The 15074-nt window shown below is 67.8% G+C and carries 13 protein-coding genes; 7 read left to right on the top strand and 6 right to left on the bottom strand.

What is annotated here, in order from left to right; translation table 11 throughout:
• Positions 1-58: 58 nt before the first annotated feature.
• Together IEZ21_RS46350 and IEZ21_RS46345 are read right to left on the bottom strand one after the other, a co-directional pair.
• Positions 59-772, bottom strand: coding sequence for a transposase (locus IEZ21_RS46350; RefSeq protein ID WP_189327829.1), 714 nt, complete (start codon positions 770-772; stop codon positions 59-61).
• A gap of 517 nt (positions 773-1289) precedes the next feature.
• Positions 1290-2057, bottom strand: coding sequence for an SDR family oxidoreductase (locus tag IEZ21_RS46345; RefSeq protein ID WP_189327828.1), 768 nt, complete (start codon positions 2055-2057; stop codon positions 1290-1292).
• Positions 2058-2125: 68 nt separating this feature from the next.
• Here IEZ21_RS46345 and IEZ21_RS46340 point away from each other — a divergent pair, with 68 nt between their 5' ends.
• Positions 2126-2761 carry a TetR/AcrR family transcriptional regulator gene (locus IEZ21_RS46340; protein WP_189327827.1) on the top strand — a complete coding sequence of 212 codons (636 nt, stop codon included), beginning with the start codon at positions 2126-2128 and terminating at the stop codon, positions 2759-2761.
• Between the two features lie 318 nt (positions 2762-3079).
• On the opposite strand, the gene IEZ21_RS46335 is transcribed toward IEZ21_RS46340, so the two are convergent.
• Positions 3080-4018, bottom strand: coding sequence for a MerR family transcriptional regulator (locus IEZ21_RS46335; protein ID WP_189327826.1), 939 nt, complete (start codon positions 4016-4018; stop codon positions 3080-3082).
• A gap of 499 nt (positions 4019-4517) precedes the next feature.
• Between IEZ21_RS46335 and IEZ21_RS46330 the strand changes: the two genes are divergently transcribed.
• The 5 genes from IEZ21_RS46330 to IEZ21_RS46310 all read left to right on the top strand — a co-directional run bounded on the left by IEZ21_RS46330 (position 4518) and on the right by IEZ21_RS46310 (position 9805).
• The gene (locus IEZ21_RS46330; RefSeq protein ID WP_189327825.1) at positions 4518-5468 is read left to right on the top strand and encodes an SDR family NAD(P)-dependent oxidoreductase; all 951 of its coding nucleotides are present in this window, start codon (positions 4518-4520) and stop codon (positions 5466-5468) included.
• 282 nt (positions 5469-5750) lie between these two features.
• Complete coding sequence (locus IEZ21_RS46325) at positions 5751-6476, top strand: DUF998 domain-containing protein (RefSeq protein WP_189327824.1); 726 nt, start codon at positions 5751-5753, stop codon at positions 6474-6476.
• A gap of 28 nt (positions 6477-6504) precedes the next feature.
• Positions 6505-6876 (top strand): YciI family protein, encoded by a 372-nt coding sequence (locus tag IEZ21_RS46320; protein ID WP_189327823.1) that lies wholly within the window; start codon positions 6505-6507, stop codon positions 6874-6876.
• Between the two features lie 24 nt (positions 6877-6900).
• On the top strand, positions 6901-8196 hold the full coding sequence (locus IEZ21_RS46315) for an RNA polymerase sigma factor (RefSeq protein ID WP_213089439.1): 1296 nt from the start codon (positions 6901-6903) through the stop codon (positions 8194-8196).
• Positions 8197-8692: 496 nt separating this feature from the next.
• A complete protein-coding gene (locus IEZ21_RS46310; RefSeq protein WP_189327822.1) occupies positions 8693-9805 on the top strand; it encodes an ABC transporter substrate-binding protein in 1113 nt (370 codons plus the stop codon).
• 200 nt (positions 9806-10005) lie between these two features.
• Here the strand turns inward: IEZ21_RS46310 and IEZ21_RS46305 are convergent, their stop codons facing one another.
• Entirely contained in the window at positions 10006-10338 is a 333-nt protein-coding gene (locus tag IEZ21_RS46305) for a hypothetical protein (RefSeq protein ID WP_189327821.1), read from the bottom strand.
• Positions 10339-10508: 170 nt separating this feature from the next.
• Between IEZ21_RS46305 and IEZ21_RS46300 the strand changes: the two genes are divergently transcribed.
• Entirely contained in the window at positions 10509-11003 is a 495-nt protein-coding gene (locus IEZ21_RS46300) for a lamin tail domain-containing protein (RefSeq protein WP_189327820.1), read from the top strand.
• A gap of 364 nt (positions 11004-11367) precedes the next feature.
• On the opposite strand, the gene IEZ21_RS46295 is transcribed toward IEZ21_RS46300, so the two are convergent.
• Positions 11368-13494, bottom strand: coding sequence for a tetratricopeptide repeat protein (locus IEZ21_RS46295; protein ID WP_189327819.1), 2127 nt, complete (start codon positions 13492-13494; stop codon positions 11368-11370).
• Positions 13491-13949, bottom strand: a complete 459-nt coding sequence (locus IEZ21_RS46290; protein ID WP_189327818.1) for a hypothetical protein — start codon at positions 13947-13949, stop codon at positions 13491-13493. Before IEZ21_RS46290 ends, IEZ21_RS46295 begins: the two co-directional genes overlap by 4 nt.
• Between the last annotated feature and the right edge of the window lie 1125 nt (positions 13950-15074).

The raw sequence follows: 15074 nt of genomic DNA, 5'->3' as shown, positions 1-15074 counted from the left end.
AACTCGCCAGATACGTCATGAACGCGACGTCAAAGAACAGTTGACGCGACACGCACCATTAGTTCATCGACGAGCCCACGTAGCGGTTCACGACGTGATAGCCGCCGGCATAGCCGAGACCGATCAACTCGCGGTAGAGCTGCGTCGAACTCGTGCAGCCCGCCTGGAAACGGTGCTGCACGTAGTCGGTGAACGGGTCGAGGAGCCCTGCGCCCCGGTCCCGTGCCGAGGCGAGGAGGTCCTCAAGGTCGCTGTGCCGGTAGCGCCGTACCGTCTTGCGGTCCAGTTGCAGGCGGCGGCCGATGGCGCTGAGGGACAGCCCCGTGGCGGCCAGTTCGTTGACGTCCCTGTGGCGTTGACGCACACGGTCCAAGAGGGGAGTCGCTGGGGCAGTCGGCAGCGGTCCGGCATCTGTGGTGGCAGGTCGGCGTAGGCATGCACGGTGTCGGCGGCACGTTTTCTCCGCGGCCGTCGAGAGGTTTTGGAGGAGGTGCCAGCGATCGGCGACTTCCAGGGCATCAGGGGCCGCCTGCTTGATCGCCTTGGTGAAGGCCATCAGGCGGTCACGGCATACGATCTCGGCGCCGGGGTGCTCGTGGAGCCAGGCGGCAACCGAACTGGTCTCGCGGTTGGGCAGGACGTCTACGGGCCTGGAGTTTTCGACGTCGACGAGGACGGTGCCGTAGGTCCGCCCCTTACGGAACGCGAACTCGTCGATGCCCAGTATCCGCGGCGCCCTGGCCGGCACAGGGGGAGCTACCAGTTGCGCCAACAGCGCAGTCCGTCGGCCGTGAAGCCGCAGCTTCGCGCACAGTCGCTGGCCCGGGCGCCCGCCGAGTTCCGTCGCGACCGCCCTCATCACCGACCGTGCCGCCGGTGAAGAACGGCGGCGTGGCTCGGTCAGGCCCGCCACCTGTTCCACGAACGTCCGGCGTTGGTACTGGCTCTGATCGCAGAAGAACCGACGCACGTGCAGGCGGACGATCACCCCCCGGCCGCTGACGGGTAACTCGGATATCTGACGCCAATATCGGCTGTGGCCCGCGTGGCAGGATGCTCGCACTGCGGACACCTGCCCGGCGGCCCGCATCCCGCCGCGTCGACCACCAAGTGGCCGTCGACGGACTTGAGTTGCCGCACCTTGAGGTTCAGGCCCGGCCAGAGGACGTCCTCAAGCGTCTCCACTCGCATGAGGAAGGGATTCCCTGGTGGAATGGTCCTGCAGTCCTTGCGCTACCGGACCAGGCTCTCTGCGGTCGTCACAGTTGGCCGGGCCGGGCCGTCTCTTGCTATCCGGCGCGCGGTCCGAGGAACAGTCCACCGCTTGCGTCGATGACCTGCCCGGTGATCCAGCGCGCCGCGTCGGAGGCGAGGAACACGACTACGTCGGCGACGTCGTCGGGCCCGCCCAGCCGATCGAGCGCCGTCGTTCCGGCGATGAGTTCGGCCAGGCCCGGCGCTTCGAAGAACGATCCGTTGGTCGCCGTCCGAGTGGCGCCGGGAGCAACCGCGTTCACTGTGATTCCTCGGACCCCGAGCTCGTTGGCCAAGGTCATGCTCATCGTCTCGACGGCGCCCTTCGTCATGGCGAAGGACGTCTGGGTGGGGTTGGCCATCCGGGTCGCCACGGACGAGATCGTGATGATGCGGCCACCGTCGCGGAGCGATGGCAGTGCTCGCTGGATGGTGAAGTACGGCGCTCGCACGTTCACCGCGAAGAGGTGGTCGAACTCCGTCCGGGTTGTGGCTCCGAGCGGGCCGGCGGGCGCAGCCGCCGCGTTATTGACGAGAATGTCGAGTGGCCGCCCGGCCAGGCCGGCCTCGACTCCCGCGAAGAGCGTCTCGACGTCGTCGTCCACACCCAGCTCCGCCCCGACGGCGAGCGCGGTTCCACCGGCACGCTCGATCTCGTCGACCGTCGCCGTCGCGCTGTCCTCGTCCGTGCCGAAATGCACGATGACCACTGCTCCCTTCGCCGCCAGCCGGACCGCGATCGCCCTGCCGATGCCGCGCGATGCTCCGGTCACCAGAGCTGTCTTGCCGGTCAGATCGCTCATCTCCACCGCCCCGTCATGTGAGTAACTACCGACTTGGTAGTTACTACCACTCCGGTAGGGTCTATCACATGCCCGACCAGCACTCAACACTGCGAGCCCAACGGCGAGCCGAGACGCAGCGCACGATTCAGGCACACGCGGTACGGCTGTTCACCGAGCGCGGATACGACGCCACGACCGTGACCGACGTCGCCGAAGCCGCACGCGTGTCGCCCATGACCGTGTACCGGCACTTCCCCACAAAGGAAGACCTCGTGCTCGTCGACCAGCACGGCCGGCTCGTCGCTGAGCAGATCGCCGCGTCGTCGGCCACGCAGCCCCTGGTCCGCCGCATCGGCAGCGCGCTCATCGACGCGGCCGCGACGTTGACCAGGGGCGGCCACGGAGACGACCTGGCAGCGGGCGAGCAGTTCCTGCTCGCCCGCCTCCGGCTCATGATCTTGACGCCGGCCTTGCGGGCCAAGCACCTGGACAACCACTACGCCCTTCAACAGGCAATCGTCGACGCCCTCGGGGCCGATACCACCGATCCCGACACGGCGTTCCACGCCCAAGCGGCGGTCGGCGCCTGCCTGGCCGCAATGCACACGGCACTGGTGCGCTGGGCCGAGACCGACGGACAGACCGAACTGCCCGACCTGATCGCCAAGGCGCTTACTGCCGCCTTCGGCGATGACGTCGTCGACACCGGCCCGGACGCGTGAGGAAGGCCTTCCGAGCACTCGTCAGAAGCGACCGACTCCAGCCAGGCCGATCCCGCAGCCCCGTCCCACGACGTCTCGGCGAGGGCGAGCTGGCCACCGAGAGCGTCCCTTTCAGTACATTCCAGATCACAGGACCCGGGTGGCGGTCAGGAAGCTGAAGAAGCTGCAGTACCGGCCCGAAGTGCTGGCCGACTGTCTCCGTGCGACCGGCCGGGCCCTGATCTACCGTCGTCGGAACCCGAAACCGGATCCGCTCGCCGGAGATCGTTGCGGCCGCGCTTCCATGACTAGGACCCGGGGCGGTCTCCACTGCGGTGACTATGCGTCGCGGTCATTTCGCAGGGCCTGGATGAGCCAGGGGTACACCGGGATCAGGTTCGGTACTACCTGCCAGCCGTTGACGATCCAAACCAGCCGCCAGTACCGGTCCACCCTGGGATCGTGTGCCTCTTCGAACTGCTGGGCCATCCAGTCCCGGAATTCCGTGTCAGGGGTGCGCGCGAACACCTCAGCGAAGCGGTGCACAAGGTCGTCGATGACGGGTGTGACCCTGTTGCTGAGCGGGTCGATACCCGACTCCATGGCCTCGGCCACCTTCTGGCGGGTGAACTTCATCAGTTCCTCGCCGGCCTCGCTCTCGATGTCGAGCGTGCGCTCGGCGGCCTGGCACATGGCCGTCCGGCGCATCCGGGCCCGGAAGCCCTCGTCGCCGACCAGCTCGGCGAGCTCCACCCACGCGGCGACCTGCTCACTGGACGGATCATCGGGGAGGTCGGGAGTGGCAGCGCGAACCATGGCCACCGCGGCTGGGTCGGCATCAACTGTGCCGAAGGTGCCAACCATGAAATCGTCGATCAAATGTCGGCGTTCCTCGCCGGACAACTGCGTAAGCCTGTGCATGAGCTTGGTCTCCTCGGGATTGGACCCGCGTCTGGCCACGACTCGCAGAACGCTCCGGCGCAGTTGCAGCACCCGGATCTGGACGTCCATGGCGTCGGCGTGCGCCGCGGCGACTTCCGCCACCGAGAGCTCGCGGTCCAGTACCCGTTGAATCGTGGCCAGGTCCATGCCCAGCTCGCGCAGTGTGCGGAGGAGTTCCAGACGAAGCAGTGCGTCGAGGTCGTAGAGCCGATAACCGGCGGGACTTCGGGTGGTCGGCGCTACCACCCCCGAATCGGAGTAGAACCGGATGGTCCTCACGGGCAAGCCGGTCCGCCGGGAAAGCTCCCCGATCGAGTAGAGGGTCGTAACGTCCATGTCCCCCACTCTGCTGTCTCCAGTCACTGGAGACTCAAGGCTATTCCCCAGCTGGGCCCCGACCCAGACGCCCTCCGAGTTGCCGAGCACGCGTCACGTGGCCTCCGCCGATCACCAGGACGACAGGCACGCCTTGCACGCGCTGGGCGAGCGATGGCAGCGACATGTGCCACTGCTCGCTGGCGGCCTATGGCTACGAGCCCTTGGACTCATTCATCTAGGGCAGATGGACCGCCGAGTTGTACCTCATCGAGTCGATCCTTCACGGAGGCGCGGTCACAACCCCACAGTGGCCATTGAGTGCTCCAGTTGGCCACCGTGACGCTCAGCGGCAGCGGTGGGCTGCGACGGGCCAGCACCGCGTCGGCAGAATGTCGGCCGTCCGGCGGGGCTGTCGGTGATCCATAGGCGATGTGGCGGCGGCCGCTGGAACCGTGGGCGTCGAGCTGCCCCACGGAGCAGCCGCAGTCGCCTTCCACAGCAAGGGAGCTCCGCCGTCATGTCGTCCACGTCCTCCACCCTGCCCTGGGATGTTCAACGGCTACCGCGTGCCGAGGGCCGCGTCTTCCTGATCACCGGCGGCAATGCAGGCATCGGGTACTTCATTGCGGAGCAGTTGTCCACGGCCGGAGCCACCGTCGTGCTAGGCAGCCGGGATCCCGTGAAGGCCGAAGTCGCCGCGGTCTCGATCCGTGCGCGTGTGACTGGTGCACAGGTGCGTGCCGTCCGGCTGGACCTCGCCGACCTCTCGTCGCTCAGAACAGCGGTGGAATCACTGGATGTGGAATGCCTCGACGCGGTGGTCCACAACGCCGGGGTCGCGCTCGACGACCCGCCGCGCCGAGAGACCGCAGACGGTCACGAGCTCATGTTCGGCACGAACCACCTCGGGCACTTCGCGCTGACCCACTGGCTGATGCCGCTGCTGTCGGCCGCACCGGCGGCCCGCATCGTGACCATGGGCAGCTTCGCGGCGAAGTCCGAGCGGCTCGACCTCGACGACCTGCAGTCCCGGACGGACTACCGACCCAAGCGCACCTACGGACGCTCCAAGCTGGCGCAGATGTACTTCGGCCTCGAACTCGACCGCCACCTGCGCGCCGTCGACAGCACGGTGGCAAGCGTGCTGGTCCATCCCGGCGGCGCGCTGGACTCCCTGACCCCGTCACGGCCGCCAGTCCATCGGCGGACCGCTGGTGCGCGGCTCTGCGGGGCACCAGCCGCCCTCCTCGTCCAGGGCAAGCACGCCGGCGCATGGCCCGCGGTCCGAGCGGTGCTCGACCCGACCGTGTGCGGAGGGCAGTTGTGGGGACCGCGCGTCTTCAGCCTGCGCGGCAAGCCCCAACGTGAACCGGTGTGGATCCACCTCGCCGACACCTCCGTCGCGGTGCGGTTGTGGGACGCAAGCTGTGACCTGACCGGCGTCGACGTCGGCACCATCCCCGGATAGCCCGGGCACGCGCGCGTTGGCCAACAAGCGTGCTCAGGTTGGCCAACCGTGGGGTCCTGGCCGCGCTTCCGTGATGTCTACGACCTTTGACGGAGCTGTTCCAGGTTGGGGGCGTGCGGTGATCGGCTGTCCCGGCGAGCGCATGGAGATGCTGCGGATTGCTGCGTCGGTCCCTGGATCGGAAAAAAATCTTGGTCGGCCATGTCGAATCCCGGCCTTCCCGTTCGAGCTCCAGGTAGAAGGGCTGATACGCGGCCCTCGCGCTCGAAGGGAACAGGGACGATGTCCCAGACGAATACGGTGAAAGCGGCCGCACAGGCCGCAGCGCCAGTCCGCGCCCCGGCCGTGCGAGCCAGAAAGAGCCTGCTGGCCTGCGGCGTCATCGCCGGGCCGTTTTACGTCCTGGTGTCACTGACTCAGGCGTGGATGCGGGAGGGCTTCGACCTGACACGGCACGCGTGGAGCTTGCTCGCCAACGGCAGCCTGGGCTGGATCCAGATGACCAACCTGATACTGACCGGCGTGCTGGTCATCGCTGGCGCTGCCGGCCTGCGCAGCGTTCTCCCCCCAGGCGCCCCGAGCATCACGGGCAGAGGGAGCACCTGGGCTCCCCGGCTGCTGGTGGCGTACGGGGTGAGCATGGTGGGAGCCGGAATCTTCCGCGCCGACCCCGCGCAGGGCTTTCCACCAGGCACGCCGGATACCGGCACCTCGACCAGTTGGCACGGCGCGCTGCATTTCGTGTTGGCAGGGGTCGGCTTCCTCTGCCTCGTCGCGGCGTGCTTCGTGCTGGCGCACCGTTTTGTAGCCGCCGGCCTGCAGGGATGGGCGCGGTTCTCGCGCAGCACCGCGGTGGTCTTCCTGGCGGGATTCCTGGCGCTGGCCGCCAGCGGCGGACGTGTCTGGGTGAACCTGACGTTCACGGCGGCGATCGTGCTGGCCTGGGCGTGGATGTCGATGGCCTTGATGCACTTCCACGGCCGTGCCGCACGCACTCGGGCCGCATAGCTTCCCACCGCACCAGAAAGGTCCGACCATGCGATACCTGGCTCTGCTCAAGGCAGCCCGACCGACCACCCCGCCCCCGCCCGAGCTGATGGCCGCGATCATGAAACTCGGCGAGGACGCGACTAACGCCGGCAGTCTGCTGGACACCGCCGGACTGGCCCCGAGCGCGATGGGCTCCCGCGTCAATGTGTCGGAGGGGAAGCTGGCCGTGACCGACGGCCCGTTCGCCGAGGCGAAGGAGTTCATCAGCTACGCGCTCTACGAGGTGCGCACCAAGGAGGAGGTCGTCGAGTGGACGTCGCGGTTCATGCAGTTGCACCGGGACCTGTGGCCGGGCTGGGAGGGCGACGCTGAAGTCCTGAAGGTGATGGGACCCGAAGACTTCGCCTCGCCCGCCTAGCGCGCGGGTGGTTGGATCGGCAGCGTGGCCGCTGCCGATCCAACCAATCCCGAAGATGCCTTCCGTGCGACCCACCGGGCCGTGGAAGCGGTCTGGCGGATCGAGTCGGCCCGCCTGATCGCGGGCCTCGCCCGGCTCGTACGTGACGTCGGCCTGGCCGAAGAGCTCGCACAGGACACCCTGGTCGTCGCGCTCGAGCAGTGGCCAAGGACCGGCATCCCCGATGATCCGGGCCCGTGGCTGATGGCGACCGCGAAGCATCGCGCGATCGACCTGCTGCGGCGCCAAGAGCGGTACCAGGCCAAGCTCAACCTGCTCGGCCGCGAAGTCGAGATCCAGCAGGAGCACGCGGAGGCGGAGCTGGACGCGGCTCTGGACGACCACATCGGCGACGATCTGCTCCGCCTGATGTTCACGGCGGCTCACCCGGTACTGTCCGCCGAGGCGAAGACGGCGCTGACCCTCCGGCTGCTGGGCGGACTGACCACCGCGGAGATCGCACGGGCCTTCCTCATCCCGGAACCCACCGCCGCCCAGCGCATCGTGCGGGCCAAACGCGCACTCGCCGACGCCGGCGTCCAGTTCGAGATGCCCACCCCGGACGAGATGGCCGACCGGCTGTCCTCGGTCCTGGTGGTCATCTACCTGATCTTCAACGAGGGCTATTCGGCGTCGGGCGGCGAGGACTGGGCACGCCCCGAACTGTGCCAGGAGGCACTGCGGCTCGGTCGCATCCTGGTGACTCTGCTCCGGAACGAAGCCGAGGTGCATGGTCTGGTGGCTCTCATGGAGCTGCACGCCTCCCGCCTGCCGGCCCGCACCGACGCCTCCGGGCAGCCTGTGCTCCTGCTCGATCAGGACCGCCGGCTGTGGGACCGGCTCCTCATCCGCCGCGGTCTCGACGCCCTGGAGCGTGCCGAGTCTCTGGGCGGCGGCCCCTACACGCTGCAGGCCGCTATCGCCGCCTGCCACGCCCGGGGTCACTCTGCGGAAGAGACCGACTGGCTGCGTATCGCCGCTCTGTACGAGGTACTTGCCTACATCCAGCCGTCTCCCGTGATCCTGCTCAACCGGGCCGTCGCGGTGAGTATGGCGGACGGCCCGGAGCGAGGGCTGGCCCTTGTCGACGAGCTGACCGGGAAGCGGGCACTCAAGAACTATCCACAACTTCCCGCGGTACGCGGAGAGTTGCTGGCCCGGATGGGCCGCGATGACGCGGCGCGTGCCGAGTTCGCGCGGGCCGCGCAACTCACGCGCAACAAGGCCGAACGCAACCTCTTCCTCACGCGCGCGCACGCCCCCAGCCGACAGCCGGAATAGGCTTCGAACCGGGCCTCCGGGAAGTACCGACTCGACGAGGTACAGGCGCACGATGCACGGGTCGTAGCCGTCACGCAAGCGCGGTCAGAACCAAGTAGCGCGCTCAGTCACACGAGCGGGGTGAGGGAGGACGCCACCCGAGGCAGGACCTCGAGACAGGACGCCTGGTGACAGATCGTTACTTCTTGTGACTCGCAGCGATAGTTGGCCAGTCGCAGTGCTACTTGGCCACAAAGGCACCCTGGGTGGCATGTCCTGGGCCTCGAAGCCCGAGGCCCCTCCAGGCAGGCGGGGTCTGGTTTCTTGAAGCCTGGCTGCTCAGCGAACGAATAATCGGTTGTCTATTGGTGATGGTGGTGGATGCAATGTCCGGCATGATCACCCAGGTGCGTCCGCCACGGCGAGAGGAGACGAACGCGCACCACCGGGCCTTGCCGCGCGGCGACCTGGGCTAACTGCAAACGAATCGTCATACGGGAGCAGGAGACGCCTACGCATGCATACGCCACCATCGCCACCTGGGTCGGAGTGGACTGAAGGACCGTCCGCCCGGATCGGCGCTCTCGTTCCGCTGACATGGCCCGGCTGGGTCGAGGCAGGCCAACACCTGCTCGCCGGACTCGAGTTGGCCGTTGGTGAAGTCAATGAGGCGGGCGGGATCGGTGGAAGACCACTGGAGCTTGTGGTCCGAGACACAGCGGCTGACCCACAAAGGGCCGCGGCGGCCGTGGACGAATTGGCCGGCCTGGGCGTGGCCGCGTTGGCGGGGGAGTATCACAGCGTCGTTGCTCGCGCCGCTGCTGGCAGGGCCGACGCCCTTGGCCTGCCGTTCCTGTGCTCGTCAGCGGTTCTCGACGCGCTCACCGAACGGCCGACGGAATGGGTCGCGCGCCTCGCCCCGCCGCAGTCCCGCGGCTGGCAGGTGTACGCGGACTTCCTCCTCGGCGCGGGCCACCGTCGCATCGCCGTAGCAGCCCAGCCGAGTGTTTACTGGGCATCCGGGACCCGCATTCTGCGGGACCACCTCGCTGCACGCGGCGGCACCCTCACCGAACTCGACATGAGCGCGCTCACCCCTGCGGCCGTGTGCGACAAACTCGTCGACCATCGCGCGACAGCCCTCCTTCTTCTGGTCGGCCACCCGGATCCGGCAGTGCCGATCGTCAAGTCCGTCTGCGGCGACCAACGCCTCGCCGAGATCATGATCGGTGCTCCGGCCGGGCAACCAGAGTTCGCCGAATGGGCGACGTCGCTGGGCGACGACAGCGCCGGGGTCCCGTTCTTGCGCTACCTGCCCGAGCGCCTCGGCCCACTCGGTGCACGAGTGGAGAAGGCCCTGCGTGAGCGGCTGGGCGAAGCGCCCTCCTTCGTCGCCTTCGAGGGCTACGACACGGTCGCCGTCCTCGCCGATGTGCTGCGTTCTCACGGCGCGGACCGGGCGCGCATCGCCGAATCCTGGCCGCGCGTTGCAGTCGAAGGCACCCGCGGGCAGATCCGGTTCTCCCGCACTCCTGGCATCAGCGTGTGGCAATGGGCTCGGTCGCCAATCCAAGTCGTTGATCGAGATCCGGCGGAACCCGATCGCTTTCGGATCCTTCACGCCGGCTGAGAGAGCACGAAGGTCCGACTGCCCAGATCCGTCCGCACCTGAGGCCGTCTACCTGTGTACGTGTTCATACGGGCTCTCAGCTCCGCGACGACGCGAGACGGCAGTGGTCAACTATCTCTGAGCAAAACGGCCAACTGTCCATGAGCACGGGCCGGTCACCAGCGGTCTCGCCACTACCTCTGGCCAGCTATCGCTGCGGGTCACACTTCTGCGCCTGGTTGCCGAGCCTGGCCACCCGTCAGCTCACCCTCGACGCGCGGGACGACAAGCCCCTCGCGATCGAAGCTGTCGCCGATCATGCCCGTGCCTGCTACGGGCAGCCGGTGCTCTACCCCGCCGCCCTCGCCCTCAGCTCCCGGGCTCGTCCGCCCGACGCTGAGACCAGGGTGGTCCCCGAGAGTGAGTTCGACGGCGACCTGGGCGCCGGCTCCCGGGTCGTCCTCGCCCGCGAGGTGCGTATCTGCGGGCGCTGTGGAGTCGATGAGGCTGTGCGGGACGCCGAACTGGCCGCAATCGTTAGGGCGTTGCGTCACGGGCCGCGCTTCTCCCGCCGTAACCGGACTCGTGGCCGTGCCAGCTTCGGCGACACATCAACGAGCGGTACGTTTCCTCCGGGATGGGATCCCGTGATCCGGTAATCGGATGGTCGCGGGCCTCTGTAGGCTTCTGCCCCTCATCAGCACCATTGAGGGGGGACCTCATCATGCGTACGCATTCCGTCATCGCCATGGCCGCCGCAACCGGCGCACTGGCCGTTCTCGCTGCCACACCGGCTCAAGCCGCCGAGTACTCCTCGGCGTTGAAGGTCCGCGGAGTCCAGTACGACGCACCCGGCCGGGACTCCAACAGCTGCTCCACCGGCAACACCGACGAGGAATACCTGACGATCAAGAACTACTCGTCCTCGGCGACCGTCAACCTCAAGGGCTACGTCGTCAAGGACGCCGCCGGCCACCGCTTCACCTTCACCGCCGGCCACTACCTCCAGCCCGGCGACTACATCAAGCTCCGCGGCGGCAACGGCACCGACTCCGACAGCAGAAACGTCGTCTACCGCGACAACTGCAACTTCATGTGGAACAACGACCGCGACACCATCTACCTGTACAAGCCCTCCGGCAACCGCGCAGACGTCCACTCCTACACCAAGACCGCAAACGACCGGGACGGCAACGGCTACATCCGCTACCACAACTGACCCCAGCCACCCGGGCCCCCCCCAGCGGGAGCGGGCCCACCCCGGCAACAACCCAACTGACCCGCTCCATGGGGTGCCTCAGCTCACAGCGACCGCTGGAGCGAACATGGAACAACCGGGGGGGAGCTGACGGTTCATCGGAATGTGGCTGCGGAGGGGACAGTATCCCCGGGCCTCACCCATAGCCCATGGGGACGATCGTCCGGCTGAAGCCCCATGGAGCCCTCCGCCGAGAGGCGACCGCCCTCCGCAGACCACCACCTCACTCCACGCGACGTCCAGGTCCCGGTCGCCGCCGACCGCCCACGCGCCGACGATGCGGTCCCATCCACGCGCGCAAGGCACGGTCCAGGGCGTGGAGAACTCAAGAACGGCCGAGCAGGGCGCCGAGGTTGTTCAGCGCCGCGGCTTCGCCGTCCCGGTCGCCGATCTCGTCGAAAGCGGCAGCGGCCCGTATGAGAGCGTTGATGGCCTCGTCGGATCGGCCCACCTCGGCCAGGGCGACGCCGAGGTTGTTCAGCGCCACACCCTCATGGTGGCGGTTGCCGGTCTTGTGGAAGGCGGCGGCGGCGTCGGTGTGGGCGTTGATGGCCTCGTCGGATCGGCCCACCTCGGCCAGGGCGAGGCCGAGGCTGTCCAGCGCCGCACCCTCATGGTGGCGGTTGCCGGTCTCGTGGAAGGCGGCGGCGGCGTCGGTGTGGGCGTTGATGGCCTCGCCGAACCGGCGCGCCTTGCGCAGGGCGAGGCCAAAGTTGTTCAACGTCGTGGCTTGGCCGTCGCGGTCGAGTCCGCGGGAGATGGTCAGGGCTTGGGTGTGGGCGTTGATGGCCTCGTCGGATCGGCCCACCTCGGCCAGGGCGACGCCGAGGTTGTTCAGCGCCGCGCCTTCGCCATCCCGGTCGCTGAGTTCGCGGGAGATGGTCAGGGCCTGGGTGTGGGCGTTGATGGCCTCGTCGAACCGGCGCGCCTCCCTCAGGGCAAGGCCGAGACTGTTCAGCGTCGTGGCTTCGCTGTCGCGGTCATTGAGCTCGCGCCAGATGGCCAGGGCGGCGGTGGCGATGGCGATCCAGCTGTCGAACAAGCGGCGGTAGTCCAGGTATTCGATGAGCGTGAAGGCGAGTGCGGTACTGGTTTCGGGGTGGCCGGGAGCGGACGCGGTGGCGATTAGGTTGTCGCGTTCGTTGTCAAGCCAGGCCAGGGCGGCAGCGCGGTCGGGGAAGCGGGGTGAGAGGGGGCCGGGCCGGGTGCCCAGGTGAGCGTCGGCGGCCTCGGCGGTGGTCTGGTAGTAGTCGAGGAGGCGGGTGCGGGCGGTGTCACGCTGATCGGCGTCGGCGTGGGTGTGCCCGTTCTGGTCGGCGTAGAGGCGGACCAAGTCGTGCAGCCGCCAGCGGCCCCAGAGGCGCCCGGGCTCGATCAGGTGGGCGCGGGCCAGGTCCTGCAAAAGCTCCTCGACCCAGAACTGGTCCGCGTCGGCGAGGTGGGCGGCGGCTTCGGTGGACAGGTCTGGTCCGGGGTTGAGAGGCAGCAGCCGGAACATGCGGGCATGGTCGTCGTCCAGGTGCTGGTAGGACAGGTCGAAGGCGGCGCGTACCGCGCGGTCCTCGCGGCGCAGCCGGTCCAGCCGGGAATGCTCCGCTTCCAGCGCGTGGGCCAGGGAGTCTAAGGGGCGGGTGGGGGTGTCGGCGAGCAGGGCGGCGGCGATGCGCAGGGTCAGCGGCAGGCCCGCGCACAGCCGGGCGATCGTCGTGGCCGCCTCGGGAGCATCTTCCACGCGGGTGTCGGCGGGGCCCCGGGCCTGGAACAGAGCCTGGCGGAGCAGCTCGATGGAAGCGTATTCGCCGAGGACGTCCAGGTCGTTCAGGCGGGCGTCGACATCGAGGGTGTGGCGGGAGGTGAGCAAGGCTGCAGTAGCGCCGTCGGTGGGCAGCAGCGGGCGGGCCTGCCCGGCGCTGGAGGCGTTGTCGATCACGACCAGGATCCGTTGTTCCTGGGCGGCGAAGGCGGCCAGCACACTGCGGTACAGCCGCGTACGGTCCTGCAGGTCAGTGGGGATGTGCTCGCCGGGCATTCCCAGGGCGCGCAGCAGGCCGTCCAGAGCCCGTTCTGGAGACAGGATGCGTTCGGTGTCGTAGCCGAACAGATCTACGAACAACACCCCGCCGGGAAACCAGCCGGGTTGCTTCAGTGCCCGGGCGGCGGTCTGCACGACGAGTTCGGTCTTGCCGACCCCGGCCAGCCCGGCTACCACCGCCCGCTGCCGCTCCCCGCCGTCGGGCGCCAGGTACTGGAGTAGTTCCTCCACATGCGTGTCGCGGCCGGTGAAGGTGGAGGAAGCAGCGGGCAGGCCGGACAGGGCCGGGGTGACCTGCGGCGGCAACTGCACGGTGATGTCCCGGCCCTGGATCACCGCATGGAAGAAGACGCCGCCGCTGATCGTGTTCGACACCGGTCCGCCCGCGCTGTCCCCGCTGGCCGCGTCCGCTTCGGTCATGCGGGTCGGCCCTGGGCGGGTGGATCCGTACCGGGGGTAGCAGGTGGCGGAGGCGGGGAGGAGGTGATGGAGAGTCCGGGGAAATCCCTGCCCAGTAGCACCGGTCCGTGGAAGACGGGTTGGCCGCTGATCGTGCTGTGTACCTCGCTGCCGCCGGGGCGCACCAGCTTCGCCTGCTCATGCCACCGCTGCAGACCGGCAGAGAAGTCCGCGTCCAGCGCGGCCCGCACCGCTAGAACGGTGCTCAGGGCCTGCGCGCGGTCCTGGTCAGCCGGAGCCTCTTCCAGCCCGGCCAGCTCCACTTCCCCCGAGCCGACCCCCGGAGCATCAGTGTCGCCACTGCGCTGGAACGGGCGTCGCACCAGTGCGCTCAGATCCGCCCAGGCCTGCCGCCCGGCCTCACCACCAACACCGCCAACCAGCGCCGCCAGCAACGCCACCGAAATCGGATCCACGATGCACCACCCTCCGCACGCATGCCTTCACCAAGAGTGGACACGCTACGAGGAACCACGGTTCTGTAGAAGGGCAACCGACGAAATGCGGCTCGTGGGGTGACGGAATGTCCAGGGTGGATCAGCGGGCCGGACGGCCCCCGCGGGTTCTGATCTTTCGCAGCGAAGGTTGGTGACCGCCAGGTGAGAACTGGCGGCACCGTCCGTTGCGATCATGGCTCAGTCAGTGCCTGTTTGTGAGCCCGGCATGCCAACTGGGGGTCCAGCCAAGGGATGGCCGGAACCTACAACGAGGTGGCCGGAAACCGCAGGTGGCGCTCTCGGTGGGTTGGGCAGCATGTCGCGGGACGAATGAGTTTGTCGTCGATCGATAGCGGTGTGGCCGCAGAAGGCGGCTTCACGGGTACAAGGCATCAGCCAGCCGCGGTATGCGCCGGGTCATTCGCCTGTAGTGCTGCTAGTACGCCGCAACCTTGACGCGACCATATGGACGCAGGATCGTCGGTTGAGCTGATAGCTGAGGCGGCGGCCATGGCCGATCAACGATCCATCTGAGAGGCGATCGGATATGGCGGACGAAGAGTCGAAAGATCCGGCCGAGTTAACGATCGTGATGGGCGCCAATCGCACGGATGCTCATGCGATGCAGCTGCTGGTGACAGGGCGGAAGAAGGGCTGCTCCGACCTGTCCATCACCTGTAAGCCCTCGCTAGTGTCGTGCACCCCCGTCACACAGTGTGCCAACTACGACATCGTTGCCCCAGGCTGCAGTCCGTTGGAATGTAATCCGGTTAAGACCCAGTTCCTCGGTCGCCTGCCATTTTCAGACGGAACAGGGATATCAACCTCCGACTATCGAGTCCAGTGTCGGCATCTCGGACAGTGAAATTCATGTCAAATGGCGGGACAACTCACAGCTGGCGAGTGGATTTCAAGTCAGAGCTATTCATTACGGAACCAGCCTCGAAGAGGGGCGCATCACCATCAACGGAACAACGAAGCGGGATCAGGTGATCAAAGGCCTGGCCCCAGGGGGACAGACACCATGGCCGATACCGCCGCCCGGACCGCACAGTGAACCGCTCCGGGTCTGATGGAGGCTCGATTCCCTGAGAGGATCGAGTC

Origin of the sequence: Streptomyces flaveus (assembly GCF_014647675.1) — a bacterium.
In the GTDB taxonomy this organism is placed as follows: Bacteria; Actinomycetota; Actinomycetes; order Streptomycetales; family Streptomycetaceae; genus Streptomyces; species Streptomyces flaveus.
This window is presented reverse-complemented; position numbering and strand designations above follow the sequence as displayed.